18 protein-coding genes and 1 pseudogene are annotated in these 21,489 nt (G+C 40.4%); 9 read left to right on the forward strand and 10 right to left on the reverse strand.

The features are described from left to right. Positions 1 to 217 precede the first annotated feature (217 nt). The 5 genes from ACS604_RS00205 to ACS604_RS00225 all read right to left on the reverse strand — a co-directional run bounded on the left by ACS604_RS00205 (position 218) and on the right by ACS604_RS00225 (position 4,197). Positions 218 to 871, reverse strand: coding sequence for a 3-oxoacid CoA-transferase subunit B (locus ACS604_RS00205; protein ID WP_474769416.1), 654 nt, complete (start codon positions 869 to 871; stop codon positions 218 to 220). An 18-nt stretch (positions 872 to 889) separates the two neighbouring features. Continuing rightward, entirely contained in the window at positions 890 to 1,561 is a 672-nt protein-coding gene (locus ACS604_RS00210) for a 3-oxoacid CoA-transferase subunit A (protein ID WP_005305950.1), read from the reverse strand. A gap of 134 nt (positions 1,562 to 1,695) precedes the next feature. Further along, positions 1,696 to 2,616: a catechol 1,2-dioxygenase gene (gene catA, locus ACS604_RS00215; RefSeq protein WP_019458831.1), complete on the reverse strand. Its 921-nt coding sequence runs from the start codon at positions 2,614 to 2,616 to the stop codon at positions 1,696 to 1,698. 160 nt (positions 2,617 to 2,776) lie between these two features. Further along, on the reverse strand, positions 2,777 to 3,067 hold the full coding sequence (gene catC / locus ACS604_RS00220) for a muconolactone Delta-isomerase (protein WP_004701431.1): 291 nt from the start codon (positions 3,065 to 3,067) through the stop codon (positions 2,777 to 2,779). Positions 3,068 to 3,090: 23 nt separating this feature from the next. Further along, entirely contained in the window at positions 3,091 to 4,197 is a 1,107-nt protein-coding gene (locus ACS604_RS00225; protein WP_039252198.1) for a muconate/chloromuconate family cycloisomerase, read from the reverse strand. A 100-nt stretch (positions 4,198 to 4,297) separates the two neighbouring features. Here ACS604_RS00225 and ACS604_RS00230 point away from each other — a divergent pair, with 100 nt between their 5' ends. Continuing rightward, positions 4,298 to 5,212, forward strand: a complete 915-nt coding sequence (locus ACS604_RS00230) for a LysR substrate-binding domain-containing protein (protein WP_474769417.1) — start codon at positions 4,298 to 4,300, stop codon at positions 5,210 to 5,212. A gap of 81 nt (positions 5,213 to 5,293) precedes the next feature. Further along, on the forward strand, positions 5,294 to 6,088 hold the full coding sequence (locus ACS604_RS00235) for a TorF family putative porin (RefSeq protein WP_443272836.1): 795 nt from the start codon (positions 5,294 to 5,296) through the stop codon (positions 6,086 to 6,088). A 68-nt stretch (positions 6,089 to 6,156) separates the two neighbouring features. Here the strand turns inward: ACS604_RS00235 and ACS604_RS00240 are convergent, their stop codons facing one another. Further along, a complete protein-coding gene (locus tag ACS604_RS00240; protein ID WP_002113901.1) occupies positions 6,157 to 6,873 on the reverse strand; it encodes a FadR/GntR family transcriptional regulator in 717 nt (238 codons plus the stop codon). An 83-nt stretch (positions 6,874 to 6,956) separates the two neighbouring features. After that, positions 6,957 to 8,690 carry an IlvD/Edd family dehydratase gene (locus ACS604_RS00245; protein WP_474769418.1) on the reverse strand — a complete coding sequence of 578 codons (1,734 nt, stop codon included), beginning with the start codon at positions 8,688 to 8,690 and terminating at the stop codon, positions 6,957 to 6,959. Between the two features lie 169 nt (positions 8,691 to 8,859). Here ACS604_RS00245 and abaQ point away from each other — a divergent pair, with 169 nt between their 5' ends. From abaQ to ACS604_RS00275, 6 genes are all read left to right on the forward strand, one after another. Beyond that, positions 8,860 to 10,164, forward strand: coding sequence for a multidrug efflux MFS transporter AbaQ (abaQ, locus tag ACS604_RS00250; RefSeq protein ID WP_016140856.1), 1,305 nt, complete (start codon positions 8,860 to 8,862; stop codon positions 10,162 to 10,164). 10 nt (positions 10,165 to 10,174) lie between these two features. Beyond that, complete coding sequence (gene araD1, locus ACS604_RS00255) at positions 10,175 to 11,173, forward strand: AraD1 family protein (protein ID WP_016145444.1); 999 nt, start codon at positions 10,175 to 10,177, stop codon at positions 11,171 to 11,173. A 10-nt stretch (positions 11,174 to 11,183) separates the two neighbouring features. Next, positions 11,184 to 12,758, forward strand: a complete 1,575-nt coding sequence (locus tag ACS604_RS00260; protein WP_474769419.1) for an aldehyde dehydrogenase (NADP(+)) — start codon at positions 11,184 to 11,186, stop codon at positions 12,756 to 12,758. A gap of 397 nt (positions 12,759 to 13,155) precedes the next feature. Continuing rightward, positions 13,156 to 13,491 carry a hydroxyisourate hydrolase gene (gene uraH / locus ACS604_RS00265; protein ID WP_474770328.1) on the forward strand — a complete coding sequence of 112 codons (336 nt, stop codon included), beginning with the start codon at positions 13,156 to 13,158 and terminating at the stop codon, positions 13,489 to 13,491. 50 nt (positions 13,492 to 13,541) lie between these two features. After that, positions 13,542 to 14,915: a nucleobase:cation symporter-2 family protein gene (locus ACS604_RS00270; protein WP_474769420.1), complete on the forward strand. Its 1,374-nt coding sequence runs from the start codon at positions 13,542 to 13,544 to the stop codon at positions 14,913 to 14,915. A gap of 176 nt (positions 14,916 to 15,091) precedes the next feature. After that, entirely contained in the window at positions 15,092 to 16,387 is a 1,296-nt protein-coding gene (locus tag ACS604_RS00275; RefSeq protein WP_474769421.1) for a hypothetical protein, read from the forward strand. A gap of 96 nt (positions 16,388 to 16,483) precedes the next feature. Here the strand turns inward: ACS604_RS00275 and hpxO are convergent. The 3 genes and pseudogenes from hpxO to ACS604_RS00290 all read right to left on the reverse strand — a co-directional run bounded on the left by hpxO (position 16,484) and on the right by ACS604_RS00290 (position 19,792). After that, a pseudogene (gene hpxO, locus ACS604_RS00280) lies at positions 16,484 to 17,640 on the reverse strand (FAD-dependent urate hydroxylase HpxO). 192 nt (positions 17,641 to 17,832) lie between these two features. Then, positions 17,833 to 18,549 carry a FadR/GntR family transcriptional regulator gene (locus ACS604_RS00285; protein WP_474769422.1) on the reverse strand — a complete coding sequence of 239 codons (717 nt, stop codon included), beginning with the start codon at positions 18,547 to 18,549 and terminating at the stop codon, positions 17,833 to 17,835. A 229-nt stretch (positions 18,550 to 18,778) separates the two neighbouring features. Next, positions 18,779 to 19,792: an isopenicillin N synthase family dioxygenase gene (locus ACS604_RS00290; RefSeq protein WP_474769423.1), complete on the reverse strand. Its 1,014-nt coding sequence runs from the start codon at positions 19,790 to 19,792 to the stop codon at positions 18,779 to 18,781. A 660-nt stretch (positions 19,793 to 20,452) separates the two neighbouring features. Here ACS604_RS00290 and ACS604_RS00295 point away from each other — a divergent pair. Next, positions 20,453 to 21,445, forward strand: a complete 993-nt coding sequence (locus ACS604_RS00295; protein WP_474769424.1) for an ABC transporter substrate-binding protein — start codon at positions 20,453 to 20,455, stop codon at positions 21,443 to 21,445. Positions 21,446 to 21,489 lie beyond the last annotated feature (44 nt).

A 21,489-nucleotide genomic window follows, 5' to 3' on the forward strand; every position in this document is an offset into this window, starting at 1 on the left:
ATTACGATAAAAACCAAATTAATAAGTAAGAACCGTATTCAAAGAGTTCCATTCAGTGTTTCGCGTTGGCGACATGGATGTCGCATCGTTGCTCAGCACAACAGGGATGTTGTGTCTGAGTAACAAAGGATTTTTGTTACTTTTTATCCTTAAAAAGTAAGGCATTACTTATACAAAAAACTTTGGCTTTAACTCGTAATTTGGGGCTATATAAACCTTATCCTTGAGTCGCATCAATCAAAGTTGCACCCGTCAAAGCCTGTAACTCCTCAAAGCTAAGACCGTCTACTTTCTCAAGTACCTTTAAACCATCTTTGGTCACATCAATTACACACAGGTCTGTGTAAATACGGTCAACGCAGTGTTTACCCGTAACTGGATAGCTCAGCTCAGCAACAATCTTCGGTTCACCTTGCTTGGTTACATGGTCAGTAGTGATAAATACTTTTTTAGCGCCTACAGCTAAATCCATCGCACCACCTACCGCAGGAATTGCATCCGGTGCACCTGTGTGCCAGTTGGCCAAGTCACCATTGGCTGCAACCTGAAATGCTCCAAGTACTGCAATATCAAGGTGTCCACCACGCATCATCGCAAATGAGTCGCCATGGTGGAAAAAGCTGCCACCTTCAAGCATGGTTACAAACTCTTTACCCGCATTAATCAGTTCAGGGTCTTCTTCACCTGCCGCTGGTGGTGGGCCAAAAGCTAATAAGCCATTTTCAGAATGAAGGAAAATATCTTTGTCGTTAGGTAGGTAGCTTGCAATCTTGGTTGGCAAGCCAATGCCCAAGTTCACATAGGCACCATCTGGAATGTCTTGTGCTACACGTTTTGCAATCTGGTCACGGCTGAGTTTCTGGTAGCTCATGTTATTTCTCCTTATTGCTTACTGTGCGGGCTGTACTTGTACAACGTGCTGTACAAAAATACCTGGGGTGATGATGTGCTCTGGATCTAATCCACCTAGCTCAACCACTTCAGAAACCTGAACAATCGTGACATCAGCAGCCATGGCCATAATCGGTCCAAAGTTACGTGCAGATTTACGGTAAACCAGATTGCCCCAGCGGTCGCCCTTATAGGCTTTAATCAAGGCAAAGTCAGCTTTAATCGGATATTCAAGTACATAATCTTTACCATCAATTTGGCGGGTTTCTTTGCCTTCAGCTAAAAGTGTTCCAAAGCCAGTTGGGGTAAACACAGCACCTAATCCCATGCCTGCTGCCTGAATACGGCAAGCCAGATTGCCTTGTGGCACCACTTCAAGCTCAACTTTTCCGGCACGGTAAAGTTCATCAAACACATAAGAGTCTGACTGACGCGGGAAAGAACAAATCACTTTTTTAACTGAGCCGGCTTTAAGTAGTTTAGCCAAGCCATAATCGCCATTACCGGCATTGTTGCTGACAATTGTTAAATCTTTTATACCTAGTTCAATTAGTCCGTCAATGAGTTCAGCGGGTTGTCCTGCGGTACCAAAACCACCAATCAGAATGGTTGCACCATCTTTAATTTGCGATAGAACCTCGCTTAGTGAGGACTTACTTTTGTCAATCATGTGAGAAACCTTAGAGCATGAGGTAACGTGATGTATTACTACCGCTAAAAATTTATTGAAATTCTTAATGGTAGTAATAAATGGAATAAATTTTGTGAGTCAAAAGCGAACTTTTAACTCACATACACTTTCAATTAAGCACTAGCGCGACGACGTTCAACTTCAGTTGAAGGAGCGGCAGCGGCATCTTTAACAAGTTCGATGTTAAATGTGATGTGTTTGAAAGCGTGATCTAAACCACGGCGTTGGATTTCAGCTGGGTCAGTTACATCAACTGCTGTTGCCACTAAACCGTCACGAGTTGCGAAGGCAAAGTCGTCCCATAAGTACTCATCACCCTCAATGTTGAATTGAGTAGTCAGCTTGCGGAAACCTGGCGCAGAAACGAAGTAGTGAACGTGAGATGGACGGTTACCATGACGGCCTAATTTGTTAAGAAGGGCTTGAGTTGTACCTTCTGGCGGGCAACCATAACCAACAGGCATCGTGGTTAATGCAACATATTTACCATCAGCATCAGTCAAAATACTACGGCGTAAATTGAAGTCAGATTGAGACTTATCAAAGAATGAATAGTTACCCAAACTGTTGGCATGCCATACTTCAACTTTGGCATTTTCAATGATATTGCCATCAGTATCGGTTACAGTACCTTCAATAATTAAGGTATCGATTTTGCCAGATTCTGTACCATCATCCATACGCGCAAAACCAACAGATTCAGGCGCGCCAGCGACATAAAGTGGGCCTTCGATGGTACGTGGTGTGCCACCCGTAACGCCAGCTTTTGCATCAGCTTCATCAGCACGTAAATCAAGATAGTGCTCTAAACCTAAGCCAGCTGCTAAAAGACCAAGTTCGTTTGCTTGGCCTGCATCGGTAAAATATTCCAAACCTTTCCATACTTCTGAAGGTTGGATGTCTAAATCTTCGATGGCTTGAAATAAATCCCCGAGAAGGCGCACAACAATTTGTTGAACACGTGCATCGACTTCACCTTTAGCAGTGTCGACATTCATTTGTTTTACAAGCGCATCAATTTGTTGACGGTTCATACTAAAACTCCTTAAGTATGCAATACGGTTTTGGGTGGTAGCACTGCGGGCATTTTGTTTTGCTAGCGAATAAGTGCCGCCACGTTCCTTGTTACCTTCTGAATAATCTGCTTGGTTTTTAAATGGACTTCAGAGATCACATTTAAAAAATTCTTTTGGTTTACGAATCATCATCACGAACAGAAGATGGGTGACGGTTCATTGCCATCACTTCAATGTCCATATATGGATAGAGAGGTAAGCCCTGTAAAATGTTGTGCAATTCCTCATTGCTCTCAACATCAAAAATACTGATATTTGAATACTGGCCTGTAATACGCCAGATGTGACGCCATTTACCTTGGCGTTGTAAATCTTGTGAATAAGCCTTTTCAACGGCCTTAATTTCATTTGCTTTGTCGGCTGGCATATCAAGTGGAATATGCACATCCATACGTACATGAAATAACATGGGAAACTCCTTATCCTGTTGCCTTAACGACGTAATTTCTCAATCTTATCTTCATCAATTTCAATGCCTAAGCCCGGAGCTGTTGGCAAATGCAATTCAAAGTTTTCGTAACGTAGCGGCTCTTTTAAAATTTCTTCGGTCAGTAATAACGGACCAAATAATTCAGTACCGAACGCTAACGTTTCAAAAGTTGCAAATGCATGAGCAGAAGCAATACTTCCTACAGGGCCTTCAAGCATGGTACCGCCATATAGGTCGATTCCAGCTAAACCAGCAATTTTGCCAACTTCACAAGCTTCGATCAGGCCACCAGATTGTTCAATTTTCACGGCAAATACATCTGCACCATGATTTTTTGCAATACGGTATGCGCTGTCAGGACCAGTTAAGGCTTCATCTGCCATAATTGCGACATCAAAACGATGGGTGAGGCGAGCAAGTGCTTCGGTATTTTGAATTGCACATGGCTGTTCAATTAAATCGATTCCACCATCTTGGAGCTGTTGAATACCATGAATACATTCAAGTTCTGACCATGCACGGTTTACATCTACACGTACACTAACATCAGCACCTAATGCTTTTTTAATCGCAATCACATGGTCAACATCTTGCTGTAAAGGACGCGCACCAATTTTAAGTTTGAACGTGTTGTGGCGCTTCAGCTCTATCATTTTGCGAGCTTCAGCAATATCTTTTTCCGTGTCACCAGACGCAAGCGTCCAAAGTACAGGTAAACTATTACGCAGACGTCCACCTAAAACTTCGCTTAATGGCACTCCTAAACGTTTGGCCTGAATATCAAGTAGGGCAGTCTGAATGGCACACTTGGCAAAGCGGTTACCATTAATATTTTTACGAATCAGTTTGAGCGTTTGTGCAACATTTAAATCTTTAACTGATGTCAGTAATGGTGCAAAGTAAGTATCAATGTTGGCTTTGACACTCTCAGGACTTTCTTCACCATAGTTCAGCCCACCAATGGTGGTGGCTTCACCCCAACCGACAATACCATCCGTGGTCGTAATTTTAACGAGTACCAAAGTCTGGGTACGCATAGTAGTCACAGACAACTGGTGAGGACGGATAGTTGGAATATCCACAAGTATGGTTTCTATGGTTCTATACATGAAGTTTCAACTATTACGAACTTGTTTGTATACCATAGAAGAATGTAATAGCCTAAAATAGATATAGAACGGTATTTTAAGATACTAAAAAGGTATATTAATGGAATTAAGACATCTACGTTATTTTGTTACCGTGGTTGAAGAACAGAGCCTGACCAAAGCCGCAGAAAAGCTTTTTATTGCCCAGCCGCCTTTAACACGCCAAATCAAAAAACTAGAAGAAGAATTAGGGATCGATTTATTCGAAAAAGGCTCTCGTCCATTAAAAGTGACGGAAGCAGGGCTGTTTTTTTACCAACATGCGGTGCAAATTTTGACGCATACAGCTCAAGCTGCTTCGATGGCTAAAAAAATGAAGCTGGTCGAGAATGTTGTTAAAGTTGGCTATGTGAGTTCGCTTCTTTATGGGCGATTACCGCAGGTCATTTATCTATTTAGACAAAAAAACCCTGATATTCATGTCGAGCTTATTGAATGTGGTACACGAGATCAGGTTGAGGCTTTAAAGTTAGGTAAAATTGATTTAGGTTTTGGTCGGTTGCCGATTAGTGATCCTGCCATTAAGAGACTTCTACTTCGAAAAGAAAAATTAAAACTGGCGATTCATAAAAAACATCCTTTAAGTGAGTACCAAGAATCAGGAATTTATTTATCTCAAATTATCAATGAGACGATTTTTTCTTATCCAACCACCCCTAAGCCGAATTTTTCGACCACTATTCAAGCTTTATTTACCAAATTAGGTCTTGTTCCTGCCAAACTGACTGAAGTCCGCGAAATTCATATGGCGCTTGGTTTAGTGGCATCGGGTGAGGGTATTTGTATTATTCCTGAAAGTGCCTGTGATATTGGAATGAAAAATCTAATTTATTTAAATATCTTGGACTTAGAAGCGTATAGCCCTATTTCTCTATCCATGCGTAACATGGACCAAAGTTCTTATATTCCTAAAATTTTAGATTGTATTGAAGAGATCTATAGCCAAGAAGAAGTGTCGAGAAATCTAAATTTATAACTTTTTAATACGTTTTAAATTGAATTATCATGTTATTTTAAAACTTTAAGATTATAGGTAATATTTAAAAGGAATTATTGAATGAGAAAAATTTTAGGGATAGCTTCTCTCATTATATCTACTGGTGTTGTACATGCTGAACAATTAAATGAACAAGAAAAAATTTCTCCATACAGTGCTAATGTCACCTTCGCAAGTCAATATATATCACGTGGTTTTCAACAAACTTGGGGCAAGCCGGCATTACAAATAGGTTTCGATTATACCAATCCAAATGGATTATTTGTGGGAACTTGGGCATCGAATGTAAGTTCTAACTATCTTAGAGATGCTTCAGTTGAGTGGGATTTTTATACAGGTTATATCAAAACTTTCGATAAGTTTTCGGCCGGAATGACGGTTTTTTATTACTACTATCCGGGAGCTGAAAGCACGCCTGAAACGGGGAGTACCAGTTATAACTATGGCGAAATTGTACCTCAAATTGGTTATGGACCTTTGACATTTAAATATTATATTACCTATACCCCAGATTATGCAGGCTATAACTCCGATACGATGGGTGGCCCAGCAGGTAAACGTTCACGAGGAACAACTTATTTAGATCTAACTTTTACTCAGCCTATCAATGAGACTTGGATTTTTGGTGCTCATTATGGCTATGAAAGAATTAAAAATTTCTCGGAAGCTAATTTTCAGGATATGAAAGTCGAGCTGATTAAAGATTTAGGTGATGGCTGGACTACTAGTTTAGCCTATACCAAAGCTTGGGATAAAGATGGGTTCTATAAGAAGTATAGTAATGGTGAACCCGATGCACCCATTTCAAACCCGATTGATTCGACATTTACTGTCTCAGTTAAAAAAGTGTTCTAATTTATAAATAAAAAAGCCTGATAGCTTTATTTTGAATTATCAGGCTTTAAGTAATGAATATATAAAAATTATTTTTTAATTAAATCGTAAGCCATTTTGGTGTCGTCCAGCTGAACAAGTGAAGCATGGCGAGCAGAAAGCGGATCTTTATTTTCAATTGCGGTTAAAATCGCTTTATGTCTAGGTAACGAATGGCCTTGTAAATTTGGGCGTAGACTGGTGACTTGAATTGATTGTTGTAAAGGTAAAACTAGCATTTTCGACATATAAGCCAGCAAATCATTATGGGTTGCTTTAGCAATTGCTAAGTGAAATTGAATATCTGGCTCTATAAATTCTTCAACTGTTGTCGCTTTTTCCATCCCATCATAGGCATGTTTAATGCGTTCAATATCTTCTTCGTTTGCCGTACTTGCCGCAATATAAGCAAGCTCAGGTTCCAAAACGCGTCGTACGGTAGAAAGGGTTTTAAAAAACTCATGTTCAGGCGTCGTTTGAATCAACCAAAACAATACATCCGGATCGAGCAAATGCCATTCTTCTTTAGGCCTTACTACAGTTCCAATTTTTGGTCTTGAGTAAGTTAAGCCTTTAGCGTTTAAAACACGAATTGCTTCGCGAAAGACAGGGCGGCTGACTTTATATTCCTCACATAAATCAACTTCACTCGGGAGCTTTTCATTTTCTGAGATTTCACCAGAAACAATTTTTAATCCCAATTGTTGAACAATTAATGCATGTTGGCTTTTGCTTGGAATAGGATTTTTATAGTCAGCTTTACTCATATTTCACTATTACGACATGTTGAATATCCTATGGTATAGATGACCTTGTGTTTTAACAAGATCATCTTTTTCAAGAATAAATATTAATGGGAATGACGTGGAACTTCTGAGCCTCGACAACCGACCAAGAAATCAAAATCACAACCTTCATCTGCTTGTAGAACATGTTCTACATAGAGTTTGCGGTAGCCTCCAATAAAACTTGGCGGTGCTGGAGGCGCTAAATTCTCAAGACGTTGCTTAAGTTCTTCATCACTCACTTCCAGATGAAGTTTTCCTTCATAGGCATCGAGTTCGATAAAGTCACCATTTTGAACTACGGCTAAAGGCCCACCAGCCATAGCTTCAGGGGCAACATGTAAAACCACGGTGCCATACGCTGTACCGCTCATCCGTGCATCGGAAATACGGACCATGTCGGTAATGCCTTTAGCTAAAATCTTTGGTGGCAACCCCATATTTCCAACTTCTGCCATGCCCGGATAGCCTTTAGGGCCTGCATTTTTCATGACTAGAATGCAAGTTTCATCGACATCTAGATCTGGATCATTAATGCGGGTTTTATAATCATCAAAGTTTTCAAATACGACTGCACGACCACGGTGTTTCATCAGTTCAGGTGTTGCAGCAGAAGGTTTAAGCACCGCACCTTTAGGCGCTAAATTACCGCGTAAAATACACATGCCGCCATCTTGGCGAATTGGATTGTCTATTTTCCGAATCACTTCATCGTTATAAATAGGTGACTGCTGGCAATTTTCCCAAATGTCTTGACCATTTACGGTTAAAGCGTGTGGATGTGGTAAGAGATTGGCTTCGCCCATACGACGAATCACGGCCGGTAAGCCACCGCTATAATAGAACTCTTCCATGAGAAAACGACCCGAAGGCTGTAAGTCAACAATCGTTGGCATGCCTCGGCCGACACGGTTCCAGTCATCGAGTTGTAAATCAACCCCAATACGTCCAGCAATGGCCTTTAAATGAATCACGGCATTGGTTGAACCACCAATAGCGGCATTGACTTTAATGGCATTTTCGAAAGCTTCTTTGGTTAAGATTTTAGAAAGACGTAAATCTTCATGAACCATGTCAACAATACGCATGCCAGAAAGATGAGCTAGCACATAACGACGAGAATCTACTGCTGGAATGGCTGCATTGTGTGGTAAAGAAGTGCCTAAGGCTTCAGCCATACACGCCATGGTAGAAGCAGTGCCCATGGTGTTACATGTACCCGCTGAGCGTGACATACCAGATTCGGCTGACAGAAATTCATTTAAATCAATTTTGCCTGCTTTAAGTTCTTCATGCATTTGCCAGACAATTGTACCCGCACCAATATCTTTACCTTTGTGCTTACCATTCAGCATTGGCCCACCAGTTACTACAATGGCAGGAATATCACAGCTTGCTGCACCCATTAATAATGCAGGTGTAGTTTTATCACAACCTGTTAGTAACACCACACCGTCAATAGGATTACCACGGATAGCTTCTTCTACATCCATACTGGCCAAGTTACGTGTAAACATGGCAGTAGGACGTAAATTCGACTCACCATTTGAAAACACAGGAAACTCAACAGGGTAGCCGCCAGCTTCTAAAATCCCTTTTTTTACATGTTCGGCAATTTTTCGAAAATGGGCATTACATGGTGTGAGTTCAGACCACGTATTACAAATCCCAATAATCGGTTTGCCTTGAAACTCATGATCTGGAATTCCTTGGTTCTTCATCCAGCTACGATACATAAAGCCATTTTTATCCGTTGTACCAAACCAGGCAGCCGAACGAAGAGCTTGTTTGTTATTCATACAAATTTCCCTATATAGTATTACTATTGGAATTAATTAAATTAAAAATACACCATAAATTTTATTTTTAAAAGGTTTGAAATTTAAATAGTATTACTATATTTTAAATTGAAAGGATAATTTACGAGCAAGATGCTCTATAAGTAAATAATAGGAAATGGAGTCGAACATGGATTTCGAAAAGGATGTAATACGGACGGTCACGTTTAAGCTGATACCTGCATTAGTCATACTATATCTGGTGGCATACATTGATCGTGCCGCTGTTGGGTTCGCTCATTTGCATATGGGTGCCGATGTCGGAATTGGTGATGCAGCCTATGGTCTAGGAGCAGGCTTATTTTTTATTGGTTATTTTCTTTTTGAAGTTCCAAGTAATTTGCTTTTAGACAAATTTGGTGCCCGTAAATGGTTTACCCGCATTTTATTGACATGGGGTTTAATCACTATGGCCATGGCGCTCATTGAAGGGCCGAAAAGCTTTTATCTCTTACGGTTTTTACTTGGTGTAGCGGAGGCAGGGTTTTTCCCGGGTGTTTTATACCTCATCACTCAGTGGTATCCCGTGCGTCATCGCGGAAAAATTATGGGAATGTTTGTGCTTTCACAACCCATTGCCATGATGATTGCGGGGCCTTTAGCTGGTCTATTACTTGGAATGGATGGCATTGCAAACTTACATGGTTGGCAATGGTTATTCATTGCAGTCGGCTTACCTGCGGTTTTATTGGCTCTACCAACATTCCTGTGGTTACCCGATAATATTGATAAAGTGAAATGGTTAAGCATTGAACAAAAACAATGGCTTAAAAATGAACTTGTTAAAGATGAAGCCGAATATGACCAAACTCGACATGCCAATCCATTACATGCTTTAAAAGACAAACGCGTACTTTTATTAGCATTGTATTACTTACCAGTGACTTTAAGTATTTACGGTTTAAATCTCTGGTTGCCTTCTATTATCAAGCAATTTGGAGGCGGTACTGATCTTCAAATTGGGTTCTTATCTAGCATTCCCTACGTTTTTGGAATTATTGGACTTCTTATTATTCCACGTAGTACCGATCGTCTAAATGATCGCTATGGACATTTAAGTTTTCTCTACGCACTAGGCGCTTGCGCAATGTTTTTAAGTGCTTGGCTAAATTCTCCAGTCATGCAGTTGGCTGCTTTGGCTGTGGTTGCGTTCTGCCTATTTTCATCAACTGCTGTGTTTTGGACATTACCGGGCCGTTTCTTAACAGGCGCAAGTGCAGCGGCTGGCATTGCCTTAATCAATTCTGTCGGAAATTTAGGTGGCTATGTTGGGCCATTTGGCATCGGACTTTTAAAAGAATACACAGGAAATATGGCTGCAGGCTTGTATTTCTTATCTATCGTCATGCTTTTTGGTCTGATTTTGACATACATCGTCTATGCCAAGCTCGAACGTCAAAAAACTCAAACAGTGAATATTCAAAAGCCTTTGTAAGGAATAAAACATGCAAATTATTCAATTTGAAAATCGTGCAAATCAACGTGCTGTTGCCAAAGTAGAAGGCAACATGGCATATCCGGTTAAAAATATTCAATCGGTTCGTGATTTAGCACTTCTGGCAATCCGCAATAAAGTTTCATTAGAGCAACAAGTTGAGACATTAGGGTTTGAATCAGAGACCTATGATTATTCATCTTTATTAGCAGATTTAAAGGTACTGCCGCCTTTAGACCATCCAGATCCAACGCATTGTTTAGTTTCCGGTACAGGTTTAACTCATTTAGGTTCGGCATCAGCACGCGACAAAATGCATCAGCAAAATTTAAGTGATGACAGCTCAGTGACCGACACCATGCGGATATTTCAATGGGGGCTACAAAAGGGCCGTCCACCAGAAGGTCAGATCGGTGCGCAGCCAGAATGGTTTTATAAAGGCGATGGTTCAATTGTGGTGAGACCGGGAGCGGAGTTGCCTTTACCTCCATTTGCTGAAGACGGTGGCGAAGAACCTGAAATCGCAGGTCTATATGTGATTGGAGAAGACTTAAAGCCTTACCGAATTGGGTTTGCACTGGGTAATGAATATTCTGACCATGTAATGGAGCGTCGTAATTATTTATATCTGGCCCATTCAAAATTACGTTTTTGTAGTTTTGGTCCAGCTTTACGAACTGGCGAATTACCGAAACATTTAGTGGGAACCAGCCGCTTGCGCCGTGATGGACAAATCATTTGGGAAAAAGAGTTTTTGTCGGGTGAGGACAATATGTGTCATAGCTTGGCAAATCTGGAATATCACCACTTTAAGTATCAACAATTCTTAAAAGCAGGGGATGTTCATATTCACTACTTCGGTACAGCCACTTTATCTTTTGCCGATGGTATTCAGGCACAAGTCAACGATGAGTTTGAAATTGAAATGAAAGAATTCGGTCTTCCTCTTAAAAACAAACTTGCTCATACACAACCAGAACTACCTATTGGTTCAGTTATAACACTCTAAGGAATTTAAAATGGTTATTGGACACAACTTTATTGGCGGTTCACGTAGTGCACAAAGTACAACTTTATTAAAAAGTCTGAATGCAACAACTGGTGAGGCTTTGCCTTATGAGTTTCACCATGCAACCGAACAGGAAATTAATCACGCCTGTGAAGCAGCTAGTCAAGCCTTTAAAACTTACCGTCATACTTCACCTGAACAGCGTGCTACTTTTTTAGAAAATATTGCCGATGAGCTCGATGCTTTGGGTACAGATTTTCTAGAGACTATTTCGCAAGAAACCGCTTTGCCACTTGCACGCTTGCAAGGTGAACGGGGCCGTACCAGTGGGCAAATGCGCCTGTTTGCTAAAGTGTTGCGCCGTGGTGACTTTTTAGGGGCCCGTATTGATACTGCTTTGCCTGAGCGCCAGCCTTTACCTCGTCCAGACCTACGCCAGATTAAAATCGGTGTTGGCCCTGTGGCAGTCTTTGGGGCAAGTAACTTTCCACTCGCTTTTTCAACTGCGGGTGGCGATACTGCTTCGGCACTCGCCGCAGGCTGCTCTGTAGTGGTGAAAGCGCATAGTGGTCACATGGCGACAGCAGACTTTGTGGCTCAGGCAATTGAACGTGCCGTAGAAAAATCAAATATGCCTAAAGGTGTATTTAACATGATCTATGGTAATGGTGTGGGTGAACCACTGGTTAAGCATCCTTTAATTCAGGCTGTGGGTTTTACTGGTTCTCTTCGCGGTGGCAGAGCTTTATGTGACATGGCCGCAGCCCGTCCACAACCGATTCCAGTGTTTGCTGAAATGAGCAGTATCAACCCGATGCTGATGCTGCCCGAAGCCTTGAAAAACCGTGGCGATAAAATTGCGCAGGACTTGGCCGACTCAGTTGTTTTAGGCTGTGGTCAGTTCTGTACCAACCCGGGTTTAATTTTAGGTATTAAATCAGCTGAATTTAGCCAGCTCATTAGTAACCTAACCGAAATTATGGGTGGTAAACCTGCACAAACCATGTTGAATGCAGGTACTTTAACCAGCTATGCAGCAGGTCTTGAGCATTTAACCCAGCATCAAGGTATTAAACACTTGGCAGGTCAAACCCAGCAAGGCAATCAGGCACAGCCACAACTATTTAAAGCTGATGTGGAGCTATTACTTGCAGGTGATCAGCTTCTGCAAGAAGAAATCTTTGGGCCAGCGACAGTGGTAATTGAAGTTGAAGATAAAGCCCAACTTCTTCAAGCCTTACAAAGCATGAATGGTCAGCTCACTGCAACTTTAATTGCCGATGAAGCAGACTTAACCGAGTTTGCAGATGTGGTTCCTGTACTAGAAGAAAAAGCAGGCCGTTTACTTTTAAATGGTTATCCAACAGGTGTTGAAGTATGTGATGCCATGGTACACGGCGGGCCATACCCAGCAACTTCAGATGCACGAGGCACCTCAGTCGGAACCTTGGCCATTGACCGTTACTTAAGACCTGTGTGTTACCAAAACTATCCGCAAAGCTTATTGCCAGAGGCTTTAAAAGATAGCAATCCATTGCAAATTTTAAGGTTGGTGAATGGTGAGATGACCAGAGAGGCTATCTAATCAATTTAAAAAAGAGACCACAAACTGGTCTCTTTTTTTATTCTTCTTTTCTATCCCTAAGGATACTGTTCAAAAGTCTACATAAATTTCTTTTAAAAGAATTTTATTTCTTTTATTCGCATTTAAATAATGCCTGAATTAGTCTTAAACCGATTGTATGTATAACTATTAGAAAGCCTATCTCATTTAAACTGGCATATTTGTTGCTTAATTCAATGTGTCTGGTCAGACCAGTCAGACAGTGCATTAAATTGGAGCGGATATGCAGCTCGAAACTTTTAATCAACTAGCTTCTAGTCAGGCTCGGCTGGTATTACAAGCTTGTGTGCATATCCCAACTTGGGTTTTTGAATTGATTCAGAAACGTCCTTCTTCGCTCAACTCAGGAGATTCAATAATGGCGGGTATCAGCACACATATTTTAAATGCATCACTCGGCCAGCCAGCAACTCAAGTATTGGTGAAATTATTCGAGGAAACGAGCCATGGATATATTTTAATCGATGAACAGTTCACTGATGCAGATGGACGTATTCAAGCATTTAATGTCGACTCATTTATTCGTGGTCATTATCAATTGGTTTTTGAAGTAGGGGATTATTTTCAGGCCCTAAATACCAATAGCTTTTATCCGAGAGTCTGTATTGATTTTAAGGTCAATGATACTCACCAGCACTATCACGTGCCCCTATTGATCAGTCCTTTTTCATATTCAACATATCGTGGTAGCTAAATTAACCCAAGCAATATGGACATCATGAATTTAATTTGAGGAATTAACCCATGCATCAAGACAGCATAAATCCAGAGCGAGATCCGCATATCTCAGCAGAACATCAATATTTAGGGATGAATAAAAACATCTTATATGGTTTGCAGCATGTGTTGACCATGTACGGTGGGATTATTGCACCGCCATTGATTATTGGTGCAGCTGCAGGTCTAGATGCTTCAGAAATTGGCTTGTTGGTGGCTGCGGCCTTATTTGTGGGAGGTCTCGCAACAGTTATACAAACCATGGGTTTTAAATATTTCGGTGCAAAACTACCGATTGTGCAAGGCGTATCTTTCGCAGGGGTTGCCACTATTTTGGCAATTGTGAGTACCGGTGGTGGTTTAGCATCTGCGTTTGGTGCTGTGATTGTTGCATCTCTAATTGGTTTGTTGATCACGCCATTCTTTGCAAAAATCATCCGCTTCTTTCCACCTGTGGTTACAGGGTGTGTCATTACCATGATTGGTATTTCGCTTACACCTGTTGCGATCCGTTGGATTATGGGGGGGAATCCGAAAGCTGAAAATTGGGGAGATCCAGCCAATACGGGTTTGGCTGTAATTACGCTGGCAATTGTGATTTTTTTCAGTATGTTGCGAAATCAGGTTCTACGCCGACTTGCAATTCTTGCAGCAATCGTTTTAGGCACCGTGATTGCCTATATTGCTGGCTTTACTGATTTTTCCAGAGTGAGTACGGGGCCTATTTTTGCTTTTCCAAGTTTCTTCCATTTTGGTTCTCCTGTATTTGAATTTTCTGCCATTCTTTCCATGGTAATTGTTACTTTGGTAATCATGACTGAAACCACGGCCGATATTATTGCGATTGGTGAAATCGTTGGAACCAAAGTTGATTCCAAACGAATTGGTGATGGTTTACGTGCCGACATGCTATCGAGTGCAATTTCGCCAATCTTTGGTTCATTTATGCAAACAGCTTTTGCTCAAAATGTAGGTCTGGTTGCAATTACAGGCATTAAAAGCCGTTTTGTAGTCGCAACAGCTGGTGGAATTTTAATTGTCTTGGGCTTATTACCTGTTATTGGCCGCTTTGTTGCATCAATTCCGATGCCAGTTTTAGGTGGAGCAGGCATTGTATTATTCGGTACTGTTGCTGCCAGCGGAATACGAACACTAGCCAAAGTAGATTATAACGATCATAAAAACCTGATTATTGTCGCTACTTCACTAACAATCGGCATGATTCCAATCGTAAACCAAGAGTTCTATGCGCAATTTCCGATATGGGTAAAAACCCTATTACATTCAGGTATTAGTTCTGCCTGTATCACTGCCATTTTGCTCAATATTATTTTTAACCACTTACCATTTAACAAGAAGTCCGTTGATGTTGTAACTACGCCCATAAATTCAGGGCATTGATTGACATCGGTTAGGGACTGGATGTTCTAACTTAGCCACATTTTTCATTCGCAAAAATTTAAAGGTCGCTTATTCAATGATGAATAGGTTAGGGGGATTTTGACTTTAAAAAGGTCAAAACAGGTCTTTGGGAAGACCGTAAGCGATTTTTGAACCAAATCTTACAGGGGAATTTTATGAGAAATTTTAAATTAAAATCAGCATTACTCATGGCGAGTATGGCTACTACTGTGCCGGTATGGGCTGCTGATACCAGTCTAAATGGTCTGTTTAATCTACAGCAGGATTGTCAGGCGAGTAATGATTCAATTGACCGTTTAGGTGCAGCATTTGCGTGTGGCAGTATTCATGGGGTAGTGAAATCAGCATATTACTCACTTAATAATGGCTATTTTGTGAATAATTTAAATCAGGATACCACCGTTATTGGTGGGTATATTAAATATGAAACAGCTCCTTTTTATGGCATACAGGCAGCTGTGGGGTACGACATCCAACGCCGACTAGATGATAAAAATGAAAATGATGAAGTGTCAGAGTTACAAGAAGATAGGGATGGTCTAGCAGAAGCTTATGTAAGCTGGAAAAACGATTTGGCCAGAGTGACGATTGGTAATCAACGGCTAAATTTACCTTTTATGGGCGATTATGCTGACCGTCGTGTATTGATGTTTTTATATCAAGCTGCCGATGTACAGATCGGGAACAATCAAGATTTCTTGCGTCTGACTAAAGTAAACAAATATAAAAGTTATGGTGAGGATGAGTTCAACAAAACTTCTCGTCAAAATTCAAATTTAGAAACCAATGGTGTTTGGTCTGTGGGTGCAGGAAAGCATTTTAACTTAGCCAATGATAAAAGTTTAAAAACGCAATTTTGGTATCAAAATTATGACGACTACACTCGTCTAATCTATACCCAAGCTGATTTAGCAATTCCAAAGCTTAATTATAGTCCTGAATTTTCAATCCAATATATTTCGGGTAAAGATCAGGGCAAAGCACTTGCAGGAGAGGTCAATAGCCAAATTTTCGGTGTGCAGGCTGCGTTTAAAGTAATGCCTACCGCCAGTCTAAAAGTCGCGTATAACTATATAAAACCAGATCAGGGCAGTTATTTGAATGGGGCATTATTAACCCCCTACGCTGCTAAAACCTCTTCAGGTGAGATTTTTGCTCAGCCATTTTTTACCAGTACTCAAGATTTAGGTGCGGGTAATGCATTGATGTTGTCCTTAGAAGGTAAATTAACAGATCAGTTGATAGCAGGGGCGCGTTATTCATTTATGGACTTAAAAGAATCGGAAAATGTCGCGAGTCGAAATCAATCTGAATATATGTTGTTTGGTATTTATAATTTTACGGGAGCTTTAAAAGGTTTCAGCGTCAGTAATTTTGCAGGTATCCAGACATCACCTCGCTATGACAAAAATTTCTTACAAAACCGCTTTGCACTGTCTTATAAATTTTAACTGTGTTTTATAGCATCGAGTGCATATTTTAATCGAAATATGCACTTTTTATGGGTTAAAAAAATTCCCCTATATAGGGGGAGAACATTTAAATATTTAGTCGAGAGGATTACCAATGATATTACTGATGATCCCTTGCATGATATGCTTGCCTTGTTCTTGATATAGAGATTCATACCAATCTTGCGTGATTTTCGGGTCTTTCATATGTGTCACATCGCAACGTTTACGGGCTCTTAACACCATTTCCTTAGTACGATCATTGCGTTTATTTTGATAGCGATTCAAAGCATCTTACAAACCAAAAGTATTGATTTGTAAGGCACGAGCAAGATAGATCGCGTCTTCCATGGCTTGGCAGCCACCTTGTCCAATATCCGGTGTAGTACTATGCGCAGCATCCCCTAATAACACTACACGTCCTTTATAAAAATTCATAAAAGGCTCGATATCATGAATTTCGACACGATTAGTTTTTTGCTCATCTAAACGCTCAATGAGTTTTTGTACTGGTTCACACCAACCACTAAAATGCATTTTAAGGTCTTGCTTATAACATTCACGCTGATTTGACAGTCCAGCCTCAAGGGGGACATCAAAGAAGAAATAAAAACGATTTTGTGCAACAGGCATGAGTGATACACGTTTACCTTCACCAATATATGTGGTCCATTGCATGGCCGGTGCAATTTGCTCATCAATATCAACCAATCCATTCCAATTTACATAACCAGCATAGCGACGTTCGACTTGATGACCCAGTACAAACTGCCGCGTAAGTGAATGTGTACCATCTGCACCAATCAGTAGATCAGCTGTAATTTGAGAACCATCCTGAAAATGAATGGTGACATCATCTTGATGTGCTTCAATTGCAGTCATTTTCATACCGAGTTTGATGTCTTCCAGACCAAATTGCTGCATTAATAATTGTTGTAGATCCGCTCGAGCCACAGGATAGGCACGTTGTCCTACTTCTTTATATAAAGGTAACAAACTAAATTGGGTCATGGTGTGTTGGCTGAGCCCATCGACGTAGGCCAAAGACTCCATTTGTCCACCGAGTGCTTGGAGTTCATGTGTTAAGCCAAGATAATTAAGACACTTGACGCCATTTGACCAAAGCGAGATAGCAGCACCAACGGGTAATATTTCGGCTGCTTGCTCATAGATTGTGACCTGATGACCAAATTTTTTAAAGCGATACCAGCAGTTAAACCGCCCATACCTGCACCTACAATCGCGATATTCATTGTTCAGATCCTAAATATTTAAATAAGTTTCTAAACGGTTCTAAGCGAGAAGTGTGCCAATTTTAATGGCTGGTTTTACTGGTCATACCAGTAATATTGCCTCATTAAAAAGCAATCCTAACAAGGTGGTATTCATGTGGTTCAAAGTATGGAGCAAAGTGGTGCATAGCAATACAACTTTGGAGCTTATGATTATATTGTGCTGTCATGTCTTGAAAAATACACACCAGCACGTTGTGCAGCCCCAATAATGTGTGCTTGCATGGCTTTTTCAGCTGCTGCTGAGTCTTGATTAAATAAAGCTTGCAGAATTAATTCATGTTCATGAATGGTTTTAAATGCCAGATTGGGTTGAACAAACGGTAGGATCTGACTCTTTTTGATCCATTCTGTATGTATTTTAAGTGTTTGAATAATTGATTGATTATGACTAAGTTCAATAATATGTTGATGAAATGCATAATCAAATTCAGAGGCTGCTTGCCAATTTTGTTCTTTGATTGCACTCGCTAATGATTGGTAATGTTGCTGTAAGATCGATTTATCGTTTTCGGTTAAATACTCACATGCGAGTAATGCGCAAAAGCTTTCTAATACATAGCGTAATTGATAGAAATCTTTAAGTGATACACGATGTTCACCATCCCATTGTTCTGCGGCTTGGCTATGCTTTGAAATAACGTAAACACCTTTACCTGCTTTGATTTCTAATAATCCTAAAGCGGCAAGGCGAGTTAATGCTTCACGCAAAGATGCACGGCTGATTCCTAATTGAATTGCAAGCTCACGTTGTGAGGGTAAGGCAGACCCGACTGCATAAGTGTTTTGTTGAATGCGTTGATAAATGATTTCCACCGCTTGCTCAGTCACCTGAGATGATTTTCCATTGAGCATAGCTTGTGGGCTCATAAGCAACACACCGTAAATATATAAATAGTTTGATTCTACACAAAATTTATCTATTTGTTGGCGCACGTGCTTAAAATTAGCCGTATTTTTAATAACAGATCAGACCAGTTGAATGGGATATTACGTCAGTGAATAAGAATAAAATGTTCAGGAGTGATTAATGACAATATATATTGCTGAAACTTTAGAACGGTCAGAGATGATCTATCTCTGACCGTACACAGTTCTTTTAATACTTTCCTTTGAAATTTGCGCTAATTCTTTGTTTTAAATATTCTTTAGCTGTAATTGCTGGATATTTCTTTTGTGGTCCTTCAATGATCATATCTTCATTGGCTTGGCAGAAAAAAGCCAAACTATAACGTGCTCCTTGATATTCATTTATTTCAGGATTTTTAACACGATGAAAATTAGAAGGCAGTTGGTCATCGCTCCAACGCGTGAGCATATCACCGATATTACAGGTAATTACATCATCACGTGGCTCAATGCTGGTCCATTGTTGTTGTTCCATATCTTTACCCGGACAAACTTGCAGGCCACCTTGTCCTTTACGTTGGAACAGTAGCGTTAAACAGTCAAAATCTGTATGCGCTCCTGCACGCCATAGACCTAATTGATCTTTAAGAGCAGGGTTAATTGCATAGTAGTGCAGCATTCTTAAGGTACTTTGGTAGCTTTCTTGGTCAGGGTCATGTGCGAGAGTAAAGAAGTTATCGGCAAAACCTAGTTTATAAGCAAAGCAAGATAAAATTTTCATACCGACTTGCCAGCAGGCATGTTCAAACTCCAGCATGATCTCTTTAAAATGAGGTAACTCCTGTTGACTAGGATAAAGACCTTCCATACGTGGGCGGGTAATTTGATAAGATTCTTTCTGGTCTGGCGTGCTGGTCGATGGGCGAACCTGTGCCTTACTTTCCCAACCTGCATTGCGATTGAGTGGGTAGCGAGCTTTAATAGATTCTGGCAGATTAAAAAACTGTTGCGTCATTTCAAATGCAGTTTGAATCTGCTCAAGTGGAATCCCATGATTCGATACTTGAAAGAAACCAATATCGGTAGCTGCGGCCCAAAGTTGGTCCGCAATTTCATATTTACGTTGTTCAAAATTAGATAAATCAATGACCCGGACTTCCCGTTCAAAGGTCTCTTGACCGAAAGCTCCCATACGGGCTTCTTTTTGCAGTTCTTCTAAGCTGTAGTCATTTTCAGCTAAAGGAGTCATGTTGGCGCTATTCATATTTCAACCTCATATTTTGGATAATCGTGACCCAATCAAATAGATTGAAAGAGATGGGTCACATTCAAAAAAGAGCTGCACGTTCCTAATAAAAGATAACTTTATATAAAGAACATGAGCTGTTTTCTGAGCAATGACCCACATAGCAATTGATATAAATACTATGCTGAACGCTTCTACTCTGACAGAAAGCATGTAGCACTTTTTATGCCAATTTATAAAGATAAATTTTGAAGTTGGGATGGGGGGAGTATTGATATTGCATTTATGGGGAAATCAGCGATAAATGATCAAAAAGTCCTTATGTCAGAAAAGCACCTGTGGAGTGCATTAATGATGACTTTGTGCACCACTAAGCCGCATATAAAACAAAATAATTAATACAGTTTATTCATTTAGGCATGATTAAAAATAAGCCTAAATTAGATTATTACTATGAAAAACAAAATGAAATCAAAATTGGCACAGAGCTTGCTAAATCATTCCTGAGTATAAGCGGTCAGTGTGTGGTAAACATGCGGGACATTGCTCTACAGCGTTTGCTGTTCCTCTTTTGGGGACAAAACCATCTGGTTTTGAGAGAAATGTGCATTTGATACATTGATTGCCCCCCTAAAAAGAATAGCAAAATAAATCAATACAGATTTAGGGGGCTTTTTTATGAATATTCAGCACTATGTAGGCAAAGGGCGACGTACTGTTATTGTGGGCGCATTATTGGGGGTAGGAGCAATTTTCAGTTCAACCAGTTATGCTGCCGATAAACTTGTTCTACAAACCACGTGGTATGCACAAGCCGAGCAAGGTGGATATTATCAGGCACTTGCACAAGGGATTTATAAAAAATACGGGCTCGATGTCGATATTAAAATTGGTGGGCCACAGGTCAATAATATGACCTTATTATTGTCCAAACGTGCCGACATTATAATTAATTATGATCTACAGGTCTTAAAAGGCATTGAAAGTAATTTCCCAATAAAAGCAGTTGCAGCACCATTCCAGTTCGATCCACAAGGTGTATTAACCCACAGCGATGTAAAGTCTTTGGCTGACTTAAAAGGAAAAACTATTCTTGTTTCGACCAGTGGGCAAGCAAGCTGGTGGCCGTGGTTAAAAGGGAAATATAAATTAAATGCAGCGCAGGCTCGCCCGTATACCTTCAATATGCAGCCATTTTTAGCTGGCAAAAATGTGGCACAGCAAGCCTATGCAACCTCTGAAGTCTTTCAGGCAAAAAAAGCTGACCCTTCAAGTAATTTCTTTTTATTTGCTGATGCAGGCTATCCAGCTTATGGCGGCATTTTAGTCACACGTAATGATCTGATTCAAAGCAAACCAGATGTTGTGCGCCGTTTTGTTCAGGCATCCATGGAGGGGTGGAAAAACTATTTAGTTGATCCTCGATTAGGTAATAGTCTGATTAAAAAAGAAAACCCAAATATGAAAGATGATCTGCTGGCCTTTGCCGTAGGTCAAATGCGCAAACTAAAACTGATTGATGGAGGGGATGCCAAGACACAAGGAATTGGGGTTATGACCGATGCGCGTTGGAAAGCTACACGAGATTTTATGGTGAACGCTGGTTTGTTAAAAGCTCAAACCAACTGGAAAACTGCTTACACCACACAGTTTGTTAAAACTGCCAAGTAGTCAGGGTTATAGGGTTAACAAAATAGGCACTCGCGCGAAGGGGA

It is taken from the genome of Acinetobacter sp. Li1LvA2, from assembly GCF_056156705.1.

Excerpts from the sequence above, each read along its gene's own strand:
- ACS604_RS00290 (WP_474769423.1), bottom strand. The coding sequence starts at position 19,792 with ATGAATAGCGCCAACATGACTCCTTTAGCTGAAAATGACTACAGCTTA.
- ACS604_RS00275 (WP_474769421.1), top strand. The coding sequence starts at position 15,092 with ATGAGAAATTTTAAATTAAAATCAGCATTACTCATGGCGAGTATGGCT.
- ACS604_RS00225 (WP_039252198.1), bottom strand. The coding sequence starts at position 4,197 with ATGTATAGAACCATAGAAACCATACTTGTGGATATTCCAACTATCCGT.
- ACS604_RS00205 (WP_474769416.1), bottom strand. The coding sequence starts at position 871 with ATGAGCTACCAGAAACTCAGCCGTGACCAGATTGCAAAACGTGTAGCA.
- ACS604_RS00285 (WP_474769422.1), bottom strand. The coding sequence starts at position 18,549 with ATGAGCCCACAAGCTATGCTCAATGGAAAATCATCTCAGGTGACTGAG.
- ACS604_RS00260 (WP_474769419.1), top strand. The coding sequence starts at position 11,184 with ATGGTTATTGGACACAACTTTATTGGCGGTTCACGTAGTGCACAAAGT.
- ACS604_RS00235 (WP_443272836.1), top strand. The coding sequence starts at position 5,294 with ATGAGAAAAATTTTAGGGATAGCTTCTCTCATTATATCTACTGGTGTT.
- catA (WP_019458831.1), bottom strand. The coding sequence starts at position 2,616 with ATGAACCGTCAACAAATTGATGCGCTTGTAAAACAAATGAATGTCGAC.
- catC (WP_004701431.1), bottom strand. The coding sequence starts at position 3,067 with ATGTTATTTCATGTACGTATGGATGTGCATATTCCACTTGATATGCCA.
- ACS604_RS00240 (WP_002113901.1), bottom strand. The coding sequence starts at position 6,873 with ATGAGTAAAGCTGACTATAAAAATCCTATTCCAAGCAAAAGCCAACAT.
- ACS604_RS00245 (WP_474769418.1), bottom strand. The coding sequence starts at position 8,690 with ATGAATAACAAACAAGCTCTTCGTTCGGCTGCCTGGTTTGGTACAACG.
- ACS604_RS00295 (WP_474769424.1), top strand. The coding sequence starts at position 20,453 with ATGAATATTCAGCACTATGTAGGCAAAGGGCGACGTACTGTTATTGTG.
- uraH (WP_474770328.1), top strand. The coding sequence starts at position 13,156 with ATGGCGGGTATCAGCACACATATTTTAAATGCATCACTCGGCCAGCCA.
- araD1 (WP_016145444.1), top strand. The coding sequence starts at position 10,175 with ATGCAAATTATTCAATTTGAAAATCGTGCAAATCAACGTGCTGTTGCC.
- ACS604_RS00270 (WP_474769420.1), top strand. The coding sequence starts at position 13,542 with ATGCATCAAGACAGCATAAATCCAGAGCGAGATCCGCATATCTCAGCA.
- abaQ (WP_016140856.1), top strand. The coding sequence starts at position 8,860 with ATGGATTTCGAAAAGGATGTAATACGGACGGTCACGTTTAAGCTGATA.
- ACS604_RS00230 (WP_474769417.1), top strand. The coding sequence starts at position 4,298 with ATGGAATTAAGACATCTACGTTATTTTGTTACCGTGGTTGAAGAACAG.
- ACS604_RS00210 (WP_005305950.1), bottom strand. The coding sequence starts at position 1,561 with ATGATTGACAAAAGTAAGTCCTCACTAAGCGAGGTTCTATCGCAAATT.